This is a genomic window from Paenibacillus sp. EC2-1, assembly GCF_049311625.1.
Classification (GTDB): Bacteria; Bacillota; Bacilli; order Paenibacillales; family Paenibacillaceae; genus Paenibacillus_AQ.
In genome coordinates this window covers 1199378-1223482 of record NZ_CP186006.1, presented here as the reverse complement: position 1 = coordinate 1223482, position 24105 = coordinate 1199378, and the positions used below count along the sequence as shown (strand labels likewise).

Below are 24105 nucleotides of genomic sequence, written 5' to 3'. Positions count from 1 at the left end.
CCTCCACCCCATAACTCACTGGGTGGAGGCTGTTTTCATCCATTCAACTTACATCACATAACCGGGTAGTTTCTTCAGCAGGTTATAAATAACTTGGGCACTTTCCGCCCGTGTGGTTATACCTTGAGGTCTAAAAATATCATCTGAGATTCCTTTCACTAGACCAAGGACATATGCCGATTGGACAGCTTCTTGAACCCAGATCGGTGAGCCCTTTACATCCTTAAATTGAATCTCCTTGCCTAGCAGTCTTTGCTGTACCGCTACAGATTGATATGCTCTTACAGCCATAGCGGCCATTTCCTGGCGTTTAATCACAGCGTTAGGAGAAAACTCCTTTGAGCTTACACCGTTAGCGATCCCCGCCTTCGCTGCAGCAGCTACGGCTCCTGCATACCATGCATCAGAAGCCACATCTTCAAAGTGTGAATTCCCTTCTAGCTGAAGACCTAGCACACGAACGAGCATAGCCGTGAACTCAGCTCTTGTTACCGCCTTGGCTGGCGCAAATTGATCATCATTGATGCCTTTAATGAATTGCTTAGCTGACAGCTCTTGAATAACGTGAGCAGCCCAATGCCCTTCCGGTACATCTGTAAATTTCTTATTGAAATGAAGTGCAGCATACGTGCTGAAATGGTGAATTTCCGTGGTAAGCTTCTCTCCATTCCATGTACCACCAACGAATTCCAGACCTCCATCAGCTGCAATAGAATAGATTCCGGTCAATTTACGGTCCACAACACCCTTCACAGGGAGATGAATGGTAATCGGTTTGGTGAACGTTGAAAGCTCGGTCGTCTTACCGTCCTTTGTCGTAATACTTAAGCTAAAGGATAATAGATCACTTGCTGCACCAATCACAGCACCTGATTTATCTGCTGCTTCAGCTATCAAGCGAAGCGCATCTTCACCCATTATTCTCTTCGCGCTAAGCCTAATCGTGCTTCCCTCTCGCTGATCAGCGGGAATTAGCTCACTCAGTGCACGAAGCACCTCTGCTGGAATAGTAAGTGCCACATTTCCCGCATTCACCGTTACGGGTATTTCCTTTAACAGTGATGCAGCGTTGCCCGGCAATAACACCTCTTCCAATGACTCCTTCGTGGTAAGTACCACTTCACCTTTGGCTATCATGGCTGCAAGTTCAGAAGAACTTACTGTAATCTTGCCCGTAGCCTCAGGAGCCGGAACAGGCACAGTTGGTGGCTGAGCTGGAGACGTTGATCCCCCACCACCGCCGCTTCCGGGATTCTCTCCGTCTGTATTTCCTCCGCCATCCCCTGGATCTGGATCCGGTGTTCCCGAAGATAAGACGGTCAGATCATAACTAGCGCTAAACTCCCCATAAGTTGCAGATATCAACGTTGTACCCTCTGACAACGCTCTTATTAATCCTGCATCGTCAATGGATGCAACACTCTGTGCGCTGCTATCATACACAACACCTTCTAGCAGCCTTATCCGAGTACCATCTTCATATACGGCCTCTGTCACGGTCTGATTCGTCTCTCCTACTTTAAGAGAAGACTTACCTTGCAGCTCCAGAGATTCGATCTCTCCCTCTGGAACTCGATCTACTGTGATCGTAGTTTCTGCATACAGTTCCGGTACGGCATTACTCGTAGCCCGGACAACAGCGGTACCAAGTCCTTTGGCCGTAACCATACCTTCTGCAGAGATGGTAACCACCTCTTCAGGGTCAGAACTGTATACCGACCATGTGACTGTTTTATCCGCTGCATGATCTGGCTTAACCGCAGCGGTTAACTCCTTGCTCTCACCGAGAGCTAGGATGACATCCTGCTGCTCAATTTCAATGGATTCGGGCTGATCGGTGTTTTTGGATAAAGTAAATTCATCTACCACCCGTCCGCTTACAGTCTTTGTTAACATTCTCAATTCATCACCCATAATTTCAACGGAAGCATACATCTGCGTTTGTTCTTCATCTGTCACCTTCTGCCAATCTCTTGCGGTCAGCGAATAGAACTTGGAGCCTGACGATCCTGCAATCACATAGGTTGTCCCTTGACCATCTGTTGAAACCAGCTTGTCTTTCATAAGATGAGTCCGTAAATACATATGATCATGCCCATTTAAGACAAGGTCAACATTATACTTCTCTAACACAGGTGCCCACAGATTTCTTACTTCCACCGTATCGTAAATACTTCCGTAAGGCCCGCGGTGGAACATCGCAATCTTCCACTTTTTCGTGGTCTTGGCCAGGTCTTGCTCTAACCATTCCTTCTGCTCCTCGTACTGGTACTCGCTGTTTAGAACGATGAAATGAGCATCCTTGTAGTCGAAGGAGAAGTTCGTTCCTTGTAGACTCGGCACACCATTACCAGGCTGATTAAAGTGTGCTAGGAAATCACTGTTCCCTTTGGTCCCCATGACTTCATGATTACCGATAGCTCCAACGAGTGTCGTATTTAAGAATGCATCCTGCGCTTCCCTGAACCATAAATTCCATTGATTCTCGTTAAACCCCTTATCCACCATATCTCCTGCTTGGTAGATAAACTCAGAATCCGGGTGTTCGCCTATCGCTTTTCGAACCGTATTCCCCCAGAGCTTAAAGTCAGCTTCTGTACTCCCTTGCGAATCTGCAAAATACAAAAACTTCGTATGATCCCCTTCAACCTCTGCAGTCTTGAACGTCCCTTGAGCGCTATAATGCTCATGTCCGTCACCTACACGGTAAATATAATCCGTTCCTGGCTTCAATCCATTTGCCATCGCTTTATGCACCCGAATCGTACCGATATCCAGCGTCTGATAAAGACTATTCTCACCCTGGATACGTGTCACGTTCGGTCCATTAAAGTCTGTGAATTCAGATGCCTCTACCAGCTCAACCACCGACTGATCCACACCCGGGTTCGTATGCCACGTAAAACCTCTGGACTTCGTTGGCTCCTCACCCATGCTTACATTGATATTGTAGGGTGTCTTCGTTCCGAACAGCTTCGATACCGTAAAGGGTACGATAGGACTGTAGAATGTTCCTTTTACAGCCTGCAGTTTGTACGTTTTAACTGCCGAGGTAAGTGTGTTGTCTCTCAGAATTCCATCCGAATTCGTTACGCCAATCGGCACACCGTCTGCCGTTATTTCTGCTCCTTCGAGTGGTGCACCACTCTCATCCTTAACTTGAAATGTCGTTTCATAGCCTTCAACTTGGCCCTCTTCATTCCACTCTAGCGACAAATGCGTTCGGATTTCTGAGGTCTGAGGAAGCCCAAAGAACGGATAAGAGATATCCCCTGTGCTGACAAAAGAGATCGATCCAGACGTGAATTCAAACGTATGCGTTCCAACTGCATCTTTTTTCACACGGTATTGAATTTGTCCAATCGAGTCCTTGTCCGTCAAACCAGCTGTATGGATATCATTTAGCTTCAAAATCACACGGCCTGCTTGACTGTCAATTTCAGCCTGTAGCTGAGTTTCACTCAACTTCTCGCCACGAACAAGTTCTAGATTCTCCAGCTTAGCTGGATCATAAGCGAATTCAATCTCCCCGCTGCGGATATCCGATGGTTTTACAGCCGACAAATCTAACGTGTACGTACCACCCGCATAAATATCCTTCGGTGTGCTGTATACAACCTTAGAAGAGCCAGTGTCTACACTAAAGGTCCATACTTTGATCGTCTGATTGCCAGAAAGGTCTTTAACGGAAACCTTCACCTGATGAACACCATCTGCTAACGGTGTTAATGGTGTGTAGTGAATTTCTCCTTTAGGTGGGTACAGTGTATGCTCCACCAGCTTCCCATCCAGATAGAATCGGATCTTGTCTGGATCGATTAATGTTGTGCCTGGGTGCTTGTTCGGATCGTAATCAGCATCTTCTGCTATTACTGAAATTTTGGGTTGGTTGCTGGGAACCGTTGTTCCATCTACAGGTGATAATTCCTTAAGCACCGGTGGATTCATATCATCCTGATTCGGACCATATAGTGCACGGATCTGGTCCACATAGAGAACACCCGCGTCCTTCTTCGCTGCCGAAGTCTCCATGTATCGCACAGGCATGTCCATCGTCAGTGGCATAACGCGCCCCTTAGGAACGTCTGCCTCTAAGTACTTCCATCCTTCAAAGTCTACACCCGTACTCTCATCAACAAAATTAAGAGGAATCGCCCCCTTACTATCACGCATTTGCGCACGCAGCCAGTGCTTCTTCCCATCCCCATACACCCACATGCTTATTTTCTCGGGATAACCTGGAATGACAATGTTATTCGCCGCGCTCTTGGTCTGCAGATAAGCTCCCGAGGTTCCTGGCTTTCCAGTAAAATCATACTCAAGCTTCAATGCGTTATTACCGAATCGAACTAGATCTTCGTCATTCTCAATACTCACTCTAACGGAGTTGTATTGTGCACCTGCAATTTCTTGGTAGGCATCCAGGCCATTCTCAAAATCCTCTAGAATTACTGGAGGAAGACCAATGTTTACGTCTACAGACGCTTCAATGCCTTTGTAGCCTACAATGATCTTTCCATTCTTCTCCGTCTCATTCACTGCTGTGAATGTACCTCGGTCATCGATCGTACCGATATCTCCCTCCGTTCGCCATTCCAATTGATTGTTATCAGCTTGGATAATCTGACCGTTACGTAAAGCTGTAACTTCCAGCGTTTCGGACTGTCCCGGAGCAAAACTTTTGACCGTATCACCAAAATTTAACTCCGTCAGTTCATCCACAACTTCCACCGTTCCCGTTCCACTCAAACTGCCAGACACAGCCTTCACTTCCGCCATGCCTGCACCTGAACCAGCTGAGAATACGCCCGTTCCGTCGAACGTACCCAGATCTGGTGTAACACTCCACTCGACGTTGCTCGATAAGCGTGCTGGATGCATGTTGCTATCTACTGCTCCTGCCTTAAATACCGCTGTAGACCCTGCAAGCACCCGCTCCATCGGCGGCTTCACTACTAGCTTGTCCGCTGTCCCCTCAGGCGCTTTGTTGACTAGCAAAATACCATTCGCCGTCCTTCTCTCCCCACCGTCAGACGGGGAATTCATCACTTTACGAGTGGTCTCTCCTGGCATTCTCGCAACAAAAGTCGCAGAGCCGCCGCCATCCAAATTAAGAGCGTCGACAGCCCCCATCTCCTTCATAATCTGACTGAGCTCCGTCAAAGTCACGCCTTCACTGAAGCCAGGCTGACGTCCGTCGATGACAAGCATAATTATAGAGCCATCCGCTTTTGTACCAATCGCTGTACGTGGATATACTGCCGGATCACTGGTAGGCACAATTTCCCCATTCGCAATTAACCGGGATTGCCCGCCGATGGCCATTTTAACGTCCTTCCACTCCGCTTCAAGCTCTAAAGATACCTTAATTTCATCACCAACTTTAAGCCCCGCTAAAATCTCGCGATGTTTGCCGGATGCAGATAAGATAACCTTACCCTCTGTAATTGGAGTATTGCCCTTGTCCTTATGTATCTCGTGTACTTTCAATTTCAAGGTTTGTCCACTTTTCACCTCGCCTGACAATATATCAAGCACAACCTCATCCCCAAGAGCATTGGTTACGGTTGAAGTGTAAAATGAAGGGGTGTAGAGAACCAAGGCATCACTACTACGCAATCGGTTGATTGCTGTAAGGCTACTCTCTTTTCCACCGATATTTACCGTTCGGGTTAGCTTCGGACTTGGACCATATATGGTCGAACCATCTGCTCTCATACCAAAGGCAAGCCAATCATTCGGAGGGTTATTCAATAGTTCTCCATCGCCCATGAACAGACCGAGCGGCAAGCCATTAGACATATCGTAAAAGTCCCCATTGATCGCTGCGATGACCCGATTACCTTCTTGATCGGCATCCGATGCCATTTGGGTAACTCCCTGCATACCATAAATTTTCCCGTCCGTCTTTCCTGGCTGAAGTTCGAGCACTTGTTCTTTCGGATTAAACTCAACATAATGAAGCTTTTCCAATCCCCGATCCAGCTTCATGTTCTTCCATGTGTACGTCGCTCCCGGTCCAATCTCCATCTTCTGCTGATCCAGAATCACTCCAGTGTCTGAAGTCACTTCCTCTGCCATCACTCGCTCTTCAGGCATAATAAGAGACAATAACATCACACCACTAAGTAGAGAAGATATCACTGATTTTCGCTTGCTTCCTGCCATTCCATCATGACCTCCATTTCTAGTTAAAAAACGAATTCTCATGCGGGTGGCCTCCATGACCAGTCACCCTCCCGGACAGTATATCGATACGTTGTAAACTCCACCCCCCGAATGTGTTAATCTTTTGTTAATTGAAACGATCGACCTCCCGAACTAAAATAAAGCGCTTACACAAAGTACTATATCGAACCTTAAACCTCGAATAAAGCATCAAATTGACCAGTTATAACTTAGATTTTTCAGGACTACAGCCCTTTCTCTATGACCTTCGAACCTGATTCCTTAAAAAGGTTGTCGAATACCCTCAGCTAGATATAACATCGCCTACAACTCATGGTTAAAGAAGTAGTGTACATGTTATAGAATAAGAAGTAACGCTGTGAGCTCACCACCGTTTGATCTACACTAGACCATGCTCTATGATGTTCATATATGGATGAATCGTAAAGGAGATTTCTTATGAAGATTGCCATTTGTGGAGGTACTGGATTTATCGGTCAAGCGTTGTGCAAGCGTTGGGTGGCTGAGGGCCATCATGTTATGATTGTCACTCGTAAGCAGCCTGATAGCCCTGCAAAAAATAAGTCTGTTCAATATGTAACCTGGGATGATATGAAGTCGAGTCCCCAAGTTTTCGAGGGATTAGATGCACTTGTCAACCTAGCAGGCGCTTCGCTTAGTCAGCGTTGGACTGTCAAAGGTAAAGAAAGCATTCGCAATTCTAGGCAAAAGACCGTATCTGCCGTGGCCGATCTCATGCATACGCTTAATCAGAAACCTTCCGTCGTTATTCAAGCGTCAGCCATGGCCATTTACGGAACATCAGAGGATCTAACTTTTGATGAGCAGAGTCCTTCAAGAGTAATGGACTTTCCGTCCGAGGTCGTCTCGCAGTGGGAGGATGCAGCGGATCGTATTGATGTGGAGCGCGTTGTTAAACTACGAATCAGTGTAGTGCTGGGCAATGAGGGTGGGGCTTTTCCAAAAATGCTTCTCCCCTATAAACTAGGAATCGGCGGCAAAATAGGCAGCGGTCAGCAGTGGATGTCTTGGATTCACATTGACGATATCGTAAGTCTTATCGATTTCTGTATCCAACATCCTGAGATAAGTGGCCCTGTTAATGCAGCTTCACCGCATCCGGTTACGAATGATCAATTCGGTCGCACCGTTGCTAAGGTCTATCATCGTCCTCACTGGTTCCCTGTTCCGGCCTTTCTTCTTCAGCGTGTGCTCGGTGAACTCTCGCTCATTCTACTGAAAGGACAGCGAATCCTCCCAGCTAAGGCGTTAGAGCATGGATTCAAGTTTCAATATGCTGAGCTGCACAATGCATTGTCTGAGCTTAAAAATAATACTCGCTAAATATAGAAGAAGGAGCGTGTTTCCTAGTAGATCCATCTACTTTTCGAAACAGCTCCTTTCTTTATTCCACTCGTATTAATTTACGGCCATATAAACCTTTACCATAGCATTCGATGGATCGAACCCAGCTACATCGTATAGTTCGAAGTCTCCTGTGTATGTTCTACTTTCGGAGCTATCGTGGAAGTACGACCAGATCTGCTGCCATAATTCCGGCACGACAGACTCGAAAGCTCCCCGCTGACTAGTAAATACGAGGTAGTCTGAGGCAGGAATATGCACCGTCTTCATGTTCTCCAGACAATTAGCTGGTTCTTCCCCATTCGTCTCACATCCGAGCAAGACGGTATATTCCCCATTCACATCACTCTCATATTCCGTATACATACCGTAAATAAACTCAGACTTCAGTCCAGGCTGCTGCAATACTCCAAGCTGAAAAAAACGTTCCCACAAGCCTGAAATCTTTCCTTCCGGTCCCATTTCTGCCCGGTTGGATGTTCTTTCTGCGATCCCACGAATCTGTACCGCTGGTCTGCTAACACGTTCGATATTCATATGTCATCCTCTTTTCATCTGGTTATGTTTCTAGTCTACCTTTGAAAAGTGGACACCTGTCTGTCTCAGTTCCTATAACGTCCCATTATTTGTTCAGCCCGGCGTACAACTTCCTGAGCCACATCGTCTGGACTCTCAACCTTTACTAGACCTCCGAAGCTTAGAATCATGCCATAAAACCACTCATCCGGCTTCATCATAACCTCAATCTGAAAAGAACCGTCCGGTAACATTTTCACCTCATCGGGGTGAAACATATCTGCGATCCGCTGCCTTGCTGCAAGATCAAACGTAAGGATGAGAGCTACCTCGGAAGTTTCAGACCAAGATACATCCCACTGATAATGGTCAAGCACGGGGGCTGTTACGGGATCAAATGTCTCTTGCGTGAGCTCCGCATGTTGAATACGAGATAAGCGAAACACTCTGAAATCTTTGCGCATCGTACAGTATGCCTGCACATACCAAATGGAACTCTTGAGGATTAGGGATACAGGCTCGATGATTCTATGCTGGCTTCTCCCATCCGAAGAAATATATTCGATTGCCACGCGGCATCTCTCCTCGATCCCCTTTCTTAGAAGCTTCATTACATCTTTAATCCCGCTTCGCTGTCCCCAAGGATTCATATCCATAATCAATTGCTCTTCACGCTTATCACACATGGAACCACGCTGCGCCTTCTGTAATAGGCTGTTGACTTTCTGGAGCAATGCGTCGGTCTCCTTATCCTCTAGGGCTAGGTTGATCCCTTTCACTGCTGTAACTAACGCCCCCATCTCCTCAATCGAAAGCCAGTACCTATCGATCATAAACTGTTCCATAATCTCAAAACCGCCAGAGATTCCCTGATAAGCCACTACGGGAATCCCGGCTTGACTTAAGGCATCCATATCCCGATAAATGGTTTTGCTTGAAACCTCAAATCGTTCTGATAATTCCTTCGCGCTAACCCGTCCACGATTCAGTAGAAGTACCGTAATCGCTAGCAAACGATCTATTTTCATAAACAACATCATGTCCTTCCGTTCTTCACTAGTCACTTTAATTATATATCTTAACTATAGCTAAACACTTACGAAAGATGTTAAGGACACCTGGTTATTCTCTTTCATCGTTACGTATCCATTCATGATAAAATATATAGAATCGCACGTTTTTCTTAATTACATAAGGGGGAGTACGAAATGAACGAACGGCTTGCTTCCATGCGCCGATGTCATACGGATTCAGTCAAAGCTTCACGGTTTACGGGTCTTGCGTTCAGTGCCATATTACTTGCCATTGACATCGCTTATATAGTGATAGCAGCTATGAACGATTGGACCCTTATTCCCGGCTGGATAGGGATAGGATTGTTTCTAGTCACGTTGGTCTGGTTCACTTGGATCTTACCCGAACTTTCCTATAGAACGTTCGGCTTTAAAGTGTCCGAAGAGGAGTTAGAGATTCGCTCAGGCTTCATATGGTTATCCGACATCGTTGTTCCGATGACACGTGTCCAGCATGTCGAGTTAGAAAGAGGCCCGCTACTTCGGAAATATGGCCTTGCTGAGGTGAAAGTCGTAACGGCTGCTAAAACACATATCATCATGGCACTTGCGTCAGATGAAGCGGAGCAACTAAAACAGCAGATTGGTGAGCTAGCGAAAGTGGTGGAGTACGATGAATGAACGAGAAGAGTTACATCAGCATAGGCTGTACATCCTGTTCCCTCTCGTAAGTACGATCAGGGGGCTCATCCCAGCCATCATCATCTTTGGCTTTAATCTATTCAATGGATCTCTAGAGCGTACGACATGGTACTGGATAATTACAGGAATAACCGCAGCCATATTATTACTGATTGGTTACGGGTGGCTGCAATGGAGACGGTTCGTGTACGTGCTTGAGGATCATAAGATTGTTATCCGTCGTGGTGTTTTTTTTCGAGAGGAGCTTTCAATATACACTGGACGAATACACTCCATGAACATGGAGCAACCACTCGTGCAGCGTATTCTTGGATTGACCCAAGTCAAGATAGATACGCCAGGTAAATCGGATGATGGGGGTAAGCTACCTGCCGTTTCTGGTGCGGAAGCAGAACGGCTACAGCGCTGGCTTAGGGAACGTACAGCAGCCGGGTCGGCTCTATCAGATCAGACTGAACCCCGTAACGTGGGCAGCATGGATACAGCGAAGCAACATTCAGAAACTGAAGAGTACGTGTCTTCAGACCGAACTAACTTAAGAAGCCATAATGAACAAACTGAGCACTTAACCGATGTTGAAAAGACACAGGGTACCCTGCAGACTCGTGAAAGATACCTCATAAATGATTCCAATGACACTCCGCTAACCGTAACTACGCCGGAAGCATCTAGCGTACCCGAAAAGCGCACGGTACTATTGCAACTCTCTGCAGGCCACCTCATGCTTGCAGCACTCACGTCACTCAATATATCGCTTGCACTTGCTTTTATTGCTGGTGTATTCTCTTTAGCCGATGATATTCTGCCCGACAAGCTCTATTCGAGACTCTTTCAGGAGGCCGATCATATTCTTGCTGGGGGATGGATTACGGTCATCGCGCTCGCACTCATTCTGGCGTGGTTGTTATCAGCGGTACTCTATACGATTAAATATGCTGGATTTACAGTAGAGCGTGTTGGCAAACAGATTGCTGTGACGTGCGGTCTGCTTGACCGCAAGCAAATGTTCTTCTCTCCGCAGCGAGTTCAAGCTGTCTCTGTGAAAGAGGGGCTCCTGCGTCAACCCTTCTGTTACAGTGAGGTTAAACTTCATGTGCTGACTTCCGAATCGGAGAAAAGTTTAATGCTGCACCCTATGATTCCAATGAAAGAAGTTGGAGCGTTACTTGAACGTATCGTTCCTCAGTACAGTGCGGATACGGTAGATACCCCGCCTCCGCCTAGATCACTATGGTTGTACATGCGACTAGAGGCATTCATTAGTATCGCTATATGCGCGGCGTGTATCTGGTATTTTAAAACGCCAGGGTTATGGTCGCTACTCCTGGTTCCCATCTCGCTCTTATGGGCAATTCTGACACACAAGGACGCAGGTATTCATCTTCAGGGTAAGCAGTTGACCATTCGGAACCGCAGGATCTCACGTACCACCAAATATATCCGGCGCCCACAAGTCATTAGTCTTAAAGTATCTGGTACTAGAATGCAAAGACGGAAGAATCTGCTCTCCTTTGAGGTAAACCTGATCTCAAGCCAGTATGACGGAAAAATGTTCTGTTTAGAGCAGTCTGCCGTAGAACGTATATGGAACTGGTATCGCCGCTCGAAAGGAACAAGCTCGAATACAATCAGCACAGCAGAGGAGATTCCTAAGTAATTCAAATCCGGAATAACAAGAAAGGTGAACATGTCATTGGACTGTTCACCTTTTTTAATGCGCTCTGTATGGTTAAGCTGTATCTAAAGCAGCTTGCTGCAATAGCTGTTTTCTTTTCCAATAACGATAGATCAACAACGTTAGGCTTATAAATACGCCATAGACACCCGTCGTCAATACAATATTGCGCGGCTCAGTCATGAGATGATCACCCACGACAGCGTAGAGCAGCATCGCAGGGATTTTGCCAAGTGCAGAGGCCAGTGTGTACGATAAGAACGAAACCCGGCTTACCGCCGAATACACATTGATTACGAAAGAGGGAATAAACGGAATGAATCTTGAAAAGAGGATCGTTAGAAATGCATTATTTTCAAATAAAGCGGTCACTTGCCCAAGACGGTTCTGCCGGTGAAGAAATCGATTCCCCCACTCCTGATAACCGTAACGTACGAACAAGAACATTATAATGGAAGCGGCTGTAGATCCGATCCAAGTTATGACTCCACCAAGGAGTGGTCCGAACACCGCACCAATCATGCCGCCAACTAATGGATACGGAAAAACAGGAAATAAAGCCACCGTAATGGCGATCAGGATAACGAGCGGAATGGAATTTGAAGCCTCAACCCAACCTAGCATGTCCATTCCATAAACATAAATAAGATAACCAAATCCTGCATACAGCAGCATCAGCCCTAGCTTCTTGTACATATAGCACTCCTCTAGTAGTCGTTAGGCATTATGATGGTTGAAGGATCGTATGCCTTATCCTCCTCTCCGATTCTACCACTTCATTCACGAATAATCGAAACAACTTTGAAAATGCTCTTAATCAGGAAGTGTACTAAGGTGAATGGAATGATAAAAAAAGGCCCCAGGAGAATAACCCCAGGCACCTCTTATACCTACTTATAACTCCAAGTATTATTTAACACTCAACAGATTCCAGATGATCGTCGCTGCTTGTGCACGATTAGCGATCCCTTTGGGAGTGAAAAGTTCTGCACCAGTTCCATTAATAATGCCCTCTTTCGTGAGTAGTGCAACTGCAGATTTCGCGTACGAAGCGATCTTCTCCTTGTCTTTGAACTTCGAGAGGGCAGCCTCTAAGTTATCTGACATATTATTGTTCTGTAGTTTCAAAGCGTTAGCACTCATGACTGCCATTTCTTCACGAGTAATCGGACGATTCGGCTCAAACTTACCGCTACTCATCCCTTGGACTAATCCTGCCTTTAGCGCTGCAGCCACGGTGTCATAATACCAATCAGATGCTGTAACATCCTTCATCGATGCAGGCACACTTCCTCCTGTTAATTTAAAAGCCCGGACTAGCATAGCTGCAAATTCGGCACGCGTTACCGGCTTCATCGGCTGGAAGTTGTCATTCCCCACACCCTTCACAATCCCAATGGCTGCTAAGCCTTCAATCGCTTCCTTCGCCCAAGAAGCTACTTGCGTTACATCTTTAAACAGCGGCGGTGTGGGCGGATTCACCGGTGGTTTTACTGGAGGTGTAGGAGCTACCGGCGGCGTCACCACGGGTGGTGTTACCGGTGGCACTACAGGTGCCCCAGGCGTACCTGGTGATACTGGTGAACCCGGGTCTGTAGGTGGGACAATAACTTTTTTGAAAAGAATCGTTGCGGATTCACTCGCACCACTTTCGTTATGCAGCCGGTCTACGGCGGTAACAATATAAGTGTATGTCTTATTCTCAACCGCGGTTAGATCAATGTAACTTTGAACTGCCGCACTGTTTGGTTTGCGGAGTGTCGTCAGTATGTGCTCTGGATTCTGGAGATCAAAAGACTTTTCGCCGTCAAAACGGTAAATAACATAATATGTTTCATCGCCTTTGGAAGCCCAGCTCAGCTTAACACCATGTTGTCCGTTCACAGCTGCCAAACTAGCTGGAGCCGCTGGTGCTATATGATCAAGCCATGGCATGGTCGGAACCAAGGCCTGCGTACGATACAAATCATGACGAAGACGATCTGAGAAATTCAGCGGATTGTCTGCAAACCACTTTGCACTGAAGTACATACTTCCAGCAACCTCTTCAAAGCTCCGGTTGTATTTAACCTGGCTCGGCATTTCCTCTGGGTCGAGCCAGCTGTCCACGGTATTAATCCGATAAATAGCCTGACCGCTATACAGTTGAACATTCTTACCAGCCGTAACATGACTCCACCACTCGATGAGCTTATCGTAAGCTGCAGGGGAATATCCTCTATACCAATAAATTTGAGGGGTAATATAATCAATCCACTCTTCATCCACCCACTTCTTGGAATCTGCATAGATAGCTTCATAGCTGCTGAGTCCATTCGTTTCTGACCCATCAGGTGCGCTTACACTTTTGTTCTTCCAAATGCCAAATGGACTGATGCCAAATTTCACATAACTCTTCTCTGCTTTGATTGCTTCACTCACAGCTTTTACGAACTGGTTCACATTATTTCTACGCCAATCGGACTTGTTCGTGAAACCTGATCCATACTCTAGGTAGGTATCCTGATCTGGGAAGTCTACTCCCGTTGCTGGATATGGATAGAAGTAGTCGTCAAAATGAACGGCATCAATATCATAATTCTTCACCACTTCCATCACGCTATCCAGAATAAACTGCTGTGCAGCCGGAATTCCAGGATTAAAGAGCAGCTTGCCACCATAAGACTCTACCCAGTCCGGATGCTGTCTTGCTGGATGATTCTCGGTCAGCTTGTTAATATCGCTCTGCATACTGATACGATAAGGGTTAAACCAAGCATGGAATTCCATATTCCGCTTATGGGTTTCCTCAATCAGAAATTCAAGTGGATTGTATCCAGGGTCCTTCCCCTGCGTACCTGTTAACCATTCTGACCATGGACCGTACTCTGAAGGATAAAAGGCATCAGCTGTTGGTTTAACCTGCATAATAACAGCATTCATACCTACAGACTGAAGCTGATCCAGCAGATCAATGTACTGCTGCTTCTGTGCTGCCGGGCTCGCTCCTTTCACAGGCCAATCGATGTTCTCCACCGTAGCAATCCACGCTGCTCTCATCTCTGATTTCGGCATGGCTACTGGCTGGCTTACGGTAACATAGAGGGAGCCTGTTTTGCCACCATGTGTGGCCGTTATCCTTGTGCCTCCAACCTTCAATCCGATCACCTTTCCATTCTCATCTATGGATGCTACTTCTGGGTTGCTGCTGGCATACTTCACATCTTCCGTCAGCTCTACGGGATCTTCCAGCCAGGAATATAACCCTATGGCGATCGTTTCAAAAGAGTCTCCCACACTTATGCCCGAAATACCGCGTAATTCAACACTTTGTAGAACAGGCACCGGTTTCTTTATCGTGATCGTATGCTCAGCGGAAACCCCTTTATAAGTCACTGTGAGTGTAGCCGATCCTGGAGATATGGCCGTAAGCAATCCATCATCACTCACACTGACGATATCAGGATGACTGCTATTGAACGTCATTCCATCTGCAAGTGGAAGTGGGTGATCATATTCGCTATATATGGCATGTGCCTTTATTTTTCCAGCAACACTGGTTTCGAGATCTTCTGGGCCTGATAAGAGCAGCTGCTGAGGTGCTATCTCTTCATCCGTTACCTTTAAGTTAAATATTGCAGGTGGTGCATTATCATATTGCGCTGTAATAATAGCCTCACCTGGAGCTAAAGCCTGTAAAGTATCATATGTAGTCCCTGTCACACTGATAACGCTTTCATCACTACTTGTAAGTTGCACTTCACCCGTAACCAGTGCAGGTTCTGTCATGTTCGCAGAAGTTCCATACATTACCGGACGCTGAGATTCGCCCGTCTTCATCGGGGTCAGTCCAGTGATGTCCAGCGTATATACTTTAGAGTTACTGTAGAGGGCAGTCAACCGGTCAAAATAGAGCGCTCCACTGTTCTTGTTCGTTTCCTTCGTTTCTGCCACATAAATTTGTGATAGCTTTACAGGGGCAGATAAAGTTGAAGGAATATTAACCGTGATGTATTTCCAGCCCTTCCAGCTCAGTCCTGTTGATGATGTGAAATCCACCGTTTCTTTTTTACCATCAGCCCCCAGGACCACACCTCTCAACCAGTGATTTCCCCCATCTCCATAAACCCACAATCCCAAGCTCTTCGGGCTCCCAGGAATTGTTCTCCCTACAGATCCATCTCGATCTTTAAAGTTAAGATATGCTGCGGAAGTGTCCTTGGGGAAATTCCTAAAATCATAAGTAAGCTTAACAGCATGATATCCATAAGGAATCGTTACAGGTCTGTCTACAATACCCAGCTCAGCTGTAGCCCGAGCTACAGAGACTTGCAGATCATTAAGATTCTCGAACTCCTCAACGATTAAGGACGAAGAATTCACTGCTTGCAAATCACTCGAAACCTCTGTCAGATCCATCGTGTCAGGCTGAATCTCTGTTAAGCCATCTGTAGAATCCTCCACCGATGAACCAGAGTTGTTACCTCCTTCAACATTCTCCGTAGAAGAATCGGTCGGGACATCCGCCCTAACTTCAGCCAGAGACTCTGCTGAAACTTTAGGGATTATACTACCGAAGCCTGACAGCGGCATACCCACCGTCATAACCAAGGCCATCATCCAGCAAAATACCGTTCTACGTCGCCGAGCTTCCTCATTACGAATCATTCACAAATTCACTCCCTTTAAAATAATGAGACTACTTTATTGCAGGACCTTCTTGACCTGACGAAATAAAGAAGATTCTCTCACCTCCATTTAGGTTTTTGTGAATCTCAAGAAGCTGATTACTAGATGTATACTTATCATATTGAAATTTTATTTCAATTTTCAATAGTTTTTTAAAATTTTATTTTGTTTTTTTATGCAGGTATTTCAAATTCAATCTCGTAGGATAGGGATAAAAAGGAATAGATAAGGAGATATGAATAAAAGATGCTTGCACCTCATTCATTGAAAACTTTTGATACTATATATTTACAGACACATACCGTTATAAGCAAGATCTCACTTAAGAAAGGATCCTTATCTTGAATAAAAAGGGAAATACATATTTAGATCTTACATTCGCCATGTTCAGAACCGGAATTCTTGGTTATGGAGGAGGTCCCTCCGTTATCCCACTGATCCGTCACGAAGCGGTGATACGATACCAATGGCTAAGTAACGACGAATTCGGAGAGGTCCTCGCCCTTGCTAATGCGCTTCCGGGTCCGATTGCAACTAAAATGGCCGCCTATCTTGGTTATCAGCAAAAAAAGAGTCTTGGTGCCATCGTTGCTATATTAGCCCACATTCTTCCGACTTGTATCGCGATGATCTTCCTGCTATCCGCAGTTCAATATTTGAGCAGCTCCAAGATCATCGCAGGTATGATCGCCGGGGTTACTCCAGTTATTGCTGTCATGCTTGGTACGATGGCTTATGAATTCGGTGAAAAAGCAGTGAAAGGACTGGGCAAATATGCTGGCGTTGGTTTTTTCCTGCTAGCCTTTCTCCTACTCGAAATGATTGAAGTTCACCCTGCACTTGTCATTATCCTCTTCCTTGCCTATGGAGCCGTGCATTTTAAAGTTGTGGCGAAATTAAAGAAGGAACGACGGGACAAGGAGGGCGCTGAATAATGGAATGGATTGAACTATTCATTAGTTTTTTTGTCGCTAATGTGCTTGGATACGGAGGAGGCCCTGCGTCGATCCCGCTCATGTATGAAGAAGTCGTTACACGCCGCGCTTGGCTTAGTGATATGGATTTCTCCAATATGCTTGCCTTAGCTAATGCACTGCCAGGACCCATCGCAACGAAGATCGCTGCCTTTGTTGGATATGGAGTATCCGGCTGGATTGGATTGGTGTCAGCACTTACCGCAACGGTTGTGCCATCTGCTGTTGCGCTCATCTTGCTGTTGAAGCTGCTACAGAAATACCGGACATCTATGGTCGTCAAAGGTATGACATTGCTCGTACAGCCTGTGATCGCGATCATGATGCTGACATTGACTTGGCAGATGGGTAAAAGCTCCATGGATTCTGTAGGTACGATTCAGACGCTGGCCATTGCAGCCGTGGCCTTCTGGGCCATGAACATTCGTAAAATTCATCCTGCACTCGTCATCCTTGCAGCATTTGTATATGGTGCTGTCGTCTTATCAGGCATGATGTAAATTACACTTGATGTACGAAAAAAGCTGCCGAATGCTGAACTGCACCCCAATTGTTAGACACACACTAACAGTTGGAGGTGCAGTTTTTTTATGACTAAATTTACTAGGGGTAAGAAATTGGCGATAATTCAAGCGTATGACCCTGAACTTATATCGCAGACGGAATACGCAAATCAAATGGATGTTACTAGGTCCCAATTCCAATATTGGTTGAAGCTCTATGAGATGCATGGTGAGTCTGCATTTACTAACGGCTATACAAATTTTCCGGCAAGCTTTAAACTGGACGTACTCAATCATATGGCTCAATCAGAAGCTTCTCTCATGGATACCGCTGCTCTGTTCAAACTTTCGAATTACTCTGTCTTGCATTCCTGGCAGAAAAAAATGGAGACAGGCGGCCTAGAAGCTCTTGAGTCAAAAAAGAAGGGGCGTCCTTCCATGAAGAAAGATTCCAATTCGTCTACCAAACGATCCGTAGTTGAAGGGTCTGTCGAAGCACTCGAAGAGCGTATTAAGCAGCTTGAAATGGAAAATGAGTATCTAAAAAAGTTGAATGCCTTAGTTCGAAACAAGGAAAAATCACCAAACAAGACAAAGCGCAAGCCATCTGGGAACTGAGGCATAAATATCCGGTGATAGCACTTGTGCAGCTGGCTGGTATCCCGCGCAGCACCTATTACAACCTCATAAAGCGTATGAACCAACCAGATCCCAATGCCGATTTGGAAGCTGAGATCCAGTCTATCTACGCAGAACATGAGGGGCGCTACGGATATCGCCGTATTCGTGATGAATTGACAATCTGTGGGTGGAATGTGAACCACAAGAAGGTTCAGCGGCTCATGAAGAAGATGGGTCTAAAATGCCTAGTCCGTATGAAAAAGTATAAATCGTATAAAGGGACCGTCGGCAAGACTGCACCGAATCATCTGGATCGCCAGTTCACGGCGGAGGCACCAAATGAGAAGTGGGTGACGGACATCACGGAGTTTAAATTATTTGGTGAAAAGCTATATCTATCGCCTATTTTGGACTTGTTCAATGGGGAGATTATCACCTATACCATTGGTTCGCGGCCAACATATTCTCTGGTATCCGAGATGCTGGATAAAGGGCTGAAGCATCTGCCGGAAGAACATCATCTTCTTCTTCATTCAGATCAAGGATGGCATTACCGAAATGAAGCCGTATTGCCATGCACTTAAGTCAAGAGGCATTCTCCAAAGCATGTCGCGAAAAGGGAATTGTTACGACAACGCCGTCATAGAGAATTTCTTCGGTATTCTCAAGTCGGAGTTTCTGTACTATAAAGAGTTTGAAAATGTGGAGCATTTTAAAGAAGAACTGAAAAAATATGTAAAATACTACAATACCAAACGGTTGAAGGCAAAATTAAAAATGAGTCCGGTACAGTACCGAACTCATTTTGAGAAAGCTGCCTGATGAAATCACCGTGTCTAACTTTTGGGGGTCACTTCAATGCTCGGCAGCTTCTCTTTATTCAGAAGTCCAGCTACTTACTCCCCCCGCTCGATCTGTTCCATCCATTCTTCCAACGCCTCTGCATCATAACGTACAAATCCTCCATTCGCCGTCCCAACATAAATCTCTTTTTGGAATACATTTAAAGCACCGTTTCTCGACTGCTGCTCACGAAGTTCGGCGCTACCGGCGCGTACATTATGCAATCGCCCGAGCAGACTCCCATCCTCTTTACCCAAGACGACAAGGTCAGAGCCATATTCAAGAAGCAAGTATTGATCCAATACAGCGAAGCTACTGATGACTAAATGCGACAAATCCTCTTTCCTATTTGAAATCATCTTCATCTTCCAGAGCACTTTACCCGTCTCTTTATCCATCGCAGTGGGAGTGCCATCGATAGCCAAATAGATCGTATCGTCCTCCAATACGGCCTTCGTTGCTCTTCCTTGAATCCTCCAAACCTCGCGTTCTTTCACCGCATCATAGAGTGCACTCTCGTATCGTTGAGCAGAACTATATTCAGCGCCCCCAATACCGCGCCGCACGAGAAGATACCTCGAATCATTTAACACTTCAAACTGTTCCGAAGATTTAGCTGAGTATACAGCTTCTGACTTACCGTTATTCGTATTTAGCAGCACCCATTCTTCACCAAGAAGAGTCCATCTCTTGTTGTTACCTGCCTCCCCTAATGGATTCTGACGTGCCCCTCCTGTGAAGTATGGATTCATAGCTGGATCCTCTAACTGAATACCCTTCACCTTAAAGGTCCATGCCACTTTCCCTGTCAACGGATCATATCCTTTAAGCGTTTTCCCCTCCTGAATAAGCACATAAGGATCTTCCATCCCTTGGTTTAAAATCCGAACGTCTCTTGGTAACGTCTTCTTCCATCGAATCTTACCCGTTTCGCTATCTAGTACGATCACTCCACCCTTTCTGGATTCAAGTGAAGATGGTGAATCTTCTATAATGATCGACTTATTCGCTGCTGACATTCTGTATGTACCATTCGTTTGTTTCAGTTTCATCTCCCACATCGTCTTCCCATCTGACAGACGGATATGTCTTACCCGGTCTTCATACTCCTTCTTATCCGGGTTATAAGCCGAATACATCGTGACATGTTGTTTATCTAGATCCAAGTGAGAAGTGAACCATCCGAACCCTGCATTTTGCTGCCATAGCTTCTCGCCGGATGATCGCTCTAGAGCATAGAGTGAAGAGTTATGATGCATACCACTGAACCCGCCGTCATCCCCTCGGAGCAGAAGAATATCCTCATTACCACCAAGCAGATAAGTAAAGTTAAGGTCGCCTTGGTTTCTCCATACCGGATCGAATGCTAGTGTACTGGTCAGGGGTTGTGTAACGAAATTATAAGTGGAGAAATAATCATCTCCGGCACTATATTTCTCTCGATATGAATGAATAGACGGTAAGATCCACTGCGTATGTTCCAGCTTCCCTGACATGCCAAAGGTAACGATGAACTGCGCATCCGCTCTCTCATACCTCCATGACTCTCCTAACTGCATCGGCCCGTTATCTTCCATCTGTAGATTGCTTGACGTTTCTTTCACCTTAGGAGTGCCGAGCAGCTTCTGAACAGAGGATGTAGAATCTCCGGCTCTAAGCTTGTATGATGTAAGTTCCCTTATCAGGTCACTTGAAACATCTAAATCCTTATTCCATAACCCATCTGGAAGTGTCTTCTCAGCTTCAACATCCTTAGCCCGCACCCAGAACAGTGCCGGACGGTAAATCATCATATCATCCCTATACCAATCGTCCGGCCCTACAAGAACTCCATACCAATCTTTCCACTGCGTGACCGCAACCATCTTGTTCTGAAGACCAGCTTCGGACCACTTCAGGGCACCCTCAGGTGCCAGGAATATATTCCTCTTCGATTTCATGCTTATCGTCTTGGGTGCAATCACTTTGGTGGAAGCAGATTCTTTTGTCAAATACCACGAAGGAATCCATAAGATTCCTCGAGAGGAGTCCTTCATTCGAACCATTTCACCTGATAGAGCATCTATTTGAAACGACTCACCCTGTGTGCCGTAATATTCCGTTTTAAGATGATGTAAGTCGCTGTTCTTGGTGAGTTGGTCCGAAAAATATACCGTGTTAAGCTTTAAAGTAACCTTATCGCCTACCTTGTATATCCCTGTTAAACGAGCCTCAGAACTCGCCACATTATTGGCGTCAGCGACTGAACTCAATAAGAGAGATAAACTAACTGCCGTCATACATCCATACATCAGCAATTTGTGAAAAGAGCTTTGTCTGCTCAATCAATTCACCCTTCCGGAAATAAGCCACATATAGATTTAACGTCTGAATCGGAGCAATAGTTCTGTTGAGATGGACTAATTCGAAAAAAAAAAGACTCCGTTGTACGAACGAAGTCTTACTTAACAGATGGCCTATTCCACGTCAGTGAAAAAGACTTTCCCTCTTTAACCACGGTACTTCCCGTAAGACAAGCCCAACTACCGATCGTAATCATCGTACTTCCTTGATGGGTTATTGCAGGAGCTTCCATCATGTTAGATGAGTCATCTGCAGTATACATTCTGCTCCCTGATTTAAATCGCACCATCGTACTGTTGTCTGACACAATCATTTCCTTGGTATTAGAATCATAGGATGAATCCAATCCAACCAACTTAGCCATCGTAACAACCGGTACATAATAGTAGCCTTTCTTGTATACCACGGGCTGGACTGCTTCAACCGGCTGACCGTCATAGGTAAATGTAGTTGAAGAGGTAGATACAATAAGTTGATGGGCAGTACTTGAAACCGGAGGTTCGAGTGCAGATCCAATCGTTGTAGTACCTTGCATAGAGAGAGCTGTATCGTTACTCAGATCAAACTGAACACTCATCTCACTTGTCGCTGCACTGACGGCATACAAACCACCCCAGAGATTTAAAGCAATAACAGGCACAAGCAAAAGCATATAGCCTTTATTATTGCTGGAAGATGCATATTGTTCTCCCACATTTTCATCCCCTTCCGTTCTTGCCGCTGTCTATTCAATATCTAGGTTCAATATATGTTAAAACGTGTCTCAAAGGTCGTCTTCTGACGATTACTACGCACGGAAATTTCGCCGCCTTGCGTCTCAATGATGCTCTTCGTAATCGCTAGTCCGAGCCCGGTTCCCCCCGTTTCTTTTGAACGCGAACTCTCCACACGATAGAATCGATCAAAGATGAAAGGTAGATCTCTCTCCGGTATGGGATCACCGTAATTGGTAAAGCTCACAACAACCTGATCATGATCTTTGCGAACTACGATATCCACTACCTTTCCGGATCTCCCGTACCTCAGGGCATTCGTCATCAGGTTCTCATATGCTCGAACGAGCTGATCCCCATCGGCCATAATCTTAAGGGGTCTTTCAGCAGCCGTCATTACACATTCCATTCCAGCCTTTTCAAAGCTTGGTACGAATTCCTCGGTTAGCTGTCCGATAAAATCGACCATATCAAGCTCTCCCATTTCTAAAGGGAGACCGTTATTGATACGAGTGTATTCAAACAGATCATCGATTAACTTTTTCAAAGCAAGGGATTTCTCATAAGCAATGTTCACATAATATCGTAACTCGACCTCATCTTGATATCGATCTTCCTCTATGACCTCCAGAAACCCAAGAATAGAAGTTAGCGGCGTCCGTAGATCGTGGGATACTCCCGTGATGAGGTCGTTCTTCGTCTTCTCAGCATTACGCTCTTCTTGAATGGAGTGACTTAACTGTCTGCTCATCTGATTAATACTGTCTGCCACTTCCCCTAGCTTACTGCCCGGTCGAACCGGTATGGTCGTATCAAAGTTCCCATTCGCAATCTCACGCAAGCCCTCTGTTATTTCCTCTAGATACTGGCTCAGCTGCGCTGTCATCTGATTGATGCTTTCCGCAACTTCACCAATCTCATCACTGGACGTCACATTAATATGGTGATCAAATCTGCCATTCGATATCTTCTTCATGCCTGTATTGATCTCGTTCAGTTGACGTACGAAAGTCTTACTGATCATGAAGAAGCTCACAAAAAATACAACGATACCTACGGTGATCATCACCGGAGCGGACCCGATATGATGAATGATCCACCGGATAGGCAGATTAATCGGTCTAACATCCACAAGAAGTGTACCCACCGCATAACAGATAAGTAGCGATATAGCAGTCGTACCCATGCTGGACAATAGCAGAAGGATAAGCTTCCAGCGAATCGTATGGAGTAATTTCGTTCTCATGATCCTTCACCTCTGCTATAGGTTTTACTCTATTTTGTAGCCAATTCCCCATACCGTTTTAATATATTCCGGTCGCTGCGGGTCCTTTTCTATCTTCTCCCTCAGCTTCCTTATATGAACCATAACCGTATTCTTCGATTCCATAAACGGCTCATTCCACACTTCAACATAAAGCTTGTCCATGCTGAGCACCAGACCTCGATTGACTGCCAGCGTATGAAGCAGAGCGAACTCCCTTGGTGTTAACTTCACTTCTTGACCGCCTACGGTAACCCTGTGAGATGCTACATTGATGATTAGATCATTGATTTGGATCTCATTTTCGTTCTGAGTCGTCTTTGTACCGAGCTGATTATACCTCCGAAGTTGTGATTTAATACGTGCGATTAACTCCAGCGGGCTGAACGGCTTTGTTACATAATCATCCGCTCCGATACTGAGACCAGCGATCTTATCAATCTCTTGGCTTTTGGCAGACAACATAATGATAGGTGTATTATTCTCCTCCCGAATTTTCATACACGCCTGAATTCCATCCATCTTCGGCATCATGACATCCAGGATAATGAGATCCACCTTATGATTCTTCAAGATTTCTAGTGCTTCCAGGCCATTAGATGCTTTAAGCAGCGTATAACCTTCATTTTTCACGTAAATATCCATTAATTTAATAATTTCGGTCTCATCATCTACCATTAGTATCGTTACTTCAGCCATGGCTCCTCCTCTGATTA

General features: G+C 45.6%; 14 protein-coding genes and 1 pseudogene. 6 read left to right on the top strand and 9 right to left on the bottom strand.

The window, feature by feature from the left end; translation table 11 throughout:
* Positions 1-48 precede the first annotated feature (48 nt).
* Positions 49-6210 carry a phosphodiester glycosidase family protein gene (locus ACK8P5_RS05725; protein ID WP_422660017.1) on the bottom strand — a complete coding sequence of 2054 codons (6162 nt, stop codon included), beginning with the start codon at positions 6208-6210 and terminating at the stop codon, positions 49-51.
* 417 nt (positions 6211-6627) lie between these two features.
* On the opposite strand from ACK8P5_RS05725, the gene ACK8P5_RS05720 reads away from it, so the two are divergent.
* Positions 6628-7533, top strand: a complete 906-nt coding sequence (locus tag ACK8P5_RS05720; protein WP_422660016.1) for a TIGR01777 family oxidoreductase — start codon at positions 6628-6630, stop codon at positions 7531-7533.
* A 75-nt stretch (positions 7534-7608) separates the two neighbouring features.
* Here ACK8P5_RS05720 and ACK8P5_RS05715 read toward each other — a convergent pair whose 3' ends face one another.
* Positions 7609-8091, bottom strand: coding sequence for a GyrI-like domain-containing protein (locus tag ACK8P5_RS05715; RefSeq protein WP_422660015.1), 483 nt, complete (start codon positions 8089-8091; stop codon positions 7609-7611).
* Between the two features lie 65 nt (positions 8092-8156).
* Positions 8157-9098 carry a helix-turn-helix transcriptional regulator gene (locus tag ACK8P5_RS05710; protein WP_422660014.1) on the bottom strand — a complete coding sequence of 314 codons (942 nt, stop codon included), beginning with the start codon at positions 9096-9098 and terminating at the stop codon, positions 8157-8159.
* Positions 9099-9278: 180 nt separating this feature from the next.
* Here ACK8P5_RS05710 and ACK8P5_RS05705 point away from each other — a divergent pair, with 180 nt between their 5' ends.
* The gene (locus tag ACK8P5_RS05705) at positions 9279-9764 is read left to right on the top strand and encodes a PH domain-containing protein (protein WP_422660013.1); all 486 of its coding nucleotides are present in this window, start codon (positions 9279-9281) and stop codon (positions 9762-9764) included.
* On the top strand, positions 9757-11442 hold the full coding sequence (locus ACK8P5_RS05700) for a PH domain-containing protein (RefSeq protein WP_422660012.1): 1686 nt from the start codon (positions 9757-9759) through the stop codon (positions 11440-11442). The genes ACK8P5_RS05705 and ACK8P5_RS05700 overlap by 8 nt, the downstream gene beginning before the upstream one ends.
* A 72-nt stretch (positions 11443-11514) precedes the next feature.
* Here the strand turns inward: ACK8P5_RS05700 and ACK8P5_RS05695 are convergent, their stop codons facing one another.
* Together ACK8P5_RS05695 and ACK8P5_RS05690 are read right to left on the bottom strand one after the other, a co-directional pair.
* A complete protein-coding gene (locus ACK8P5_RS05695) occupies positions 11515-12156 on the bottom strand; it encodes a TVP38/TMEM64 family protein (protein WP_422660011.1) in 642 nt (213 codons plus the stop codon).
* A 213-nt stretch (positions 12157-12369) separates the two neighbouring features.
* Positions 12370-16107, bottom strand: a complete 3738-nt coding sequence (locus ACK8P5_RS05690; protein WP_422660010.1) for a family 10 glycosylhydrolase — start codon at positions 16105-16107, stop codon at positions 12370-12372.
* Between the two features lie 362 nt (positions 16108-16469).
* On the opposite strand from ACK8P5_RS05690, the gene ACK8P5_RS05685 reads away from it, so the two are divergent.
* The 3 genes and pseudogenes from ACK8P5_RS05685 (at position 16470) to ACK8P5_RS05675 (ending at position 19048) form a co-directional block, all read left to right on the top strand.
* Positions 16470-17063 carry a chromate transporter gene (locus ACK8P5_RS05685; RefSeq protein WP_422660009.1) on the top strand — a complete coding sequence of 198 codons (594 nt, stop codon included), beginning with the start codon at positions 16470-16472 and terminating at the stop codon, positions 17061-17063.
* Entirely contained in the window at positions 17063-17602 is a 540-nt protein-coding gene (locus tag ACK8P5_RS05680) for a chromate transporter (protein WP_422660008.1), read from the top strand. Before ACK8P5_RS05685 ends, ACK8P5_RS05680 begins: the two co-directional genes overlap by 1 nt.
* A 90-nt stretch (positions 17603-17692) precedes the next feature.
* Positions 17693-19048: pseudogene (locus ACK8P5_RS05675) on the top strand (IS3 family transposase).
* A 74-nt stretch (positions 19049-19122) separates the two neighbouring features.
* On the opposite strand, the gene ACK8P5_RS05670 reads toward ACK8P5_RS05675, so the two are convergent.
* The 4 genes from ACK8P5_RS05670 to ACK8P5_RS05655 all read right to left on the bottom strand — a co-directional run bounded on the left by ACK8P5_RS05670 (position 19123) and on the right by ACK8P5_RS05655 (position 24088).
* Positions 19123-21393, bottom strand: coding sequence for a PQQ-binding-like beta-propeller repeat protein (locus tag ACK8P5_RS05670; RefSeq protein ID WP_422660007.1), 2271 nt, complete (start codon positions 21391-21393; stop codon positions 19123-19125).
* Between the two features lie 116 nt (positions 21394-21509).
* Positions 21510-22106 (bottom strand): stalk domain-containing protein, encoded by a 597-nt coding sequence (locus ACK8P5_RS05665; RefSeq protein ID WP_422660006.1) that lies wholly within the window; start codon positions 22104-22106, stop codon positions 21510-21512.
* A gap of 47 nt (positions 22107-22153) precedes the next feature.
* The gene (locus ACK8P5_RS05660) at positions 22154-23371 is read right to left on the bottom strand and encodes a sensor histidine kinase (RefSeq protein WP_422660005.1); all 1218 of its coding nucleotides are present in this window, start codon (positions 23369-23371) and stop codon (positions 22154-22156) included.
* A gap of 24 nt (positions 23372-23395) precedes the next feature.
* Positions 23396-24088, bottom strand: a complete 693-nt coding sequence (locus tag ACK8P5_RS05655; protein WP_422660004.1) for a response regulator transcription factor — start codon at positions 24086-24088, stop codon at positions 23396-23398.
* Between the last annotated feature and the right edge of the window lie 17 nt (positions 24089-24105).

Bases quoted from the DNA above. Each gene is read 5' to 3' on its own strand.
- ACK8P5_RS05710 (WP_422660014.1), bottom strand. From the start codon at position 9,098: ATGAAAATAGATCGTTTGCTAGCGATTACGGTACTTCTACTGAATCGT.
- ACK8P5_RS05715 (WP_422660015.1), bottom strand. From the start codon at position 8,091: ATGAATATCGAACGTGTTAGCAGACCAGCGGTACAGATTCGTGGGATC.
- ACK8P5_RS05690 (WP_422660010.1), bottom strand. From the start codon at position 16,107: ATGATTCGTAATGAGGAAGCTCGGCGACGTAGAACGGTATTTTGCTGG.
- ACK8P5_RS05660 (WP_422660005.1), bottom strand. From the start codon at position 23,371: ATGAGAACGAAATTACTCCATACGATTCGCTGGAAGCTTATCCTTCTG.
- ACK8P5_RS05720 (WP_422660016.1), top strand. From the start codon at position 6,628: ATGAAGATTGCCATTTGTGGAGGTACTGGATTTATCGGTCAAGCGTTG.
- ACK8P5_RS05680 (WP_422660008.1), top strand. From the start codon at position 17,063: ATGGAATGGATTGAACTATTCATTAGTTTTTTTGTCGCTAATGTGCTT.
- ACK8P5_RS05655 (WP_422660004.1), bottom strand. From the start codon at position 24,088: ATGGCTGAAGTAACGATACTAATGGTAGATGATGAGACCGAAATTATT.
- ACK8P5_RS05700 (WP_422660012.1), top strand. From the start codon at position 9,757: ATGAATGAACGAGAAGAGTTACATCAGCATAGGCTGTACATCCTGTTC.
- ACK8P5_RS05725 (WP_422660017.1), bottom strand. From the start codon at position 6,210: ATGAGAATTCGTTTTTTAACTAGAAATGGAGGTCATGATGGAATGGCA.
- ACK8P5_RS05695 (WP_422660011.1), bottom strand. From the start codon at position 12,156: ATGTACAAGAAGCTAGGGCTGATGCTGCTGTATGCAGGATTTGGTTAT.
- ACK8P5_RS05705 (WP_422660013.1), top strand. From the start codon at position 9,279: ATGAACGAACGGCTTGCTTCCATGCGCCGATGTCATACGGATTCAGTC.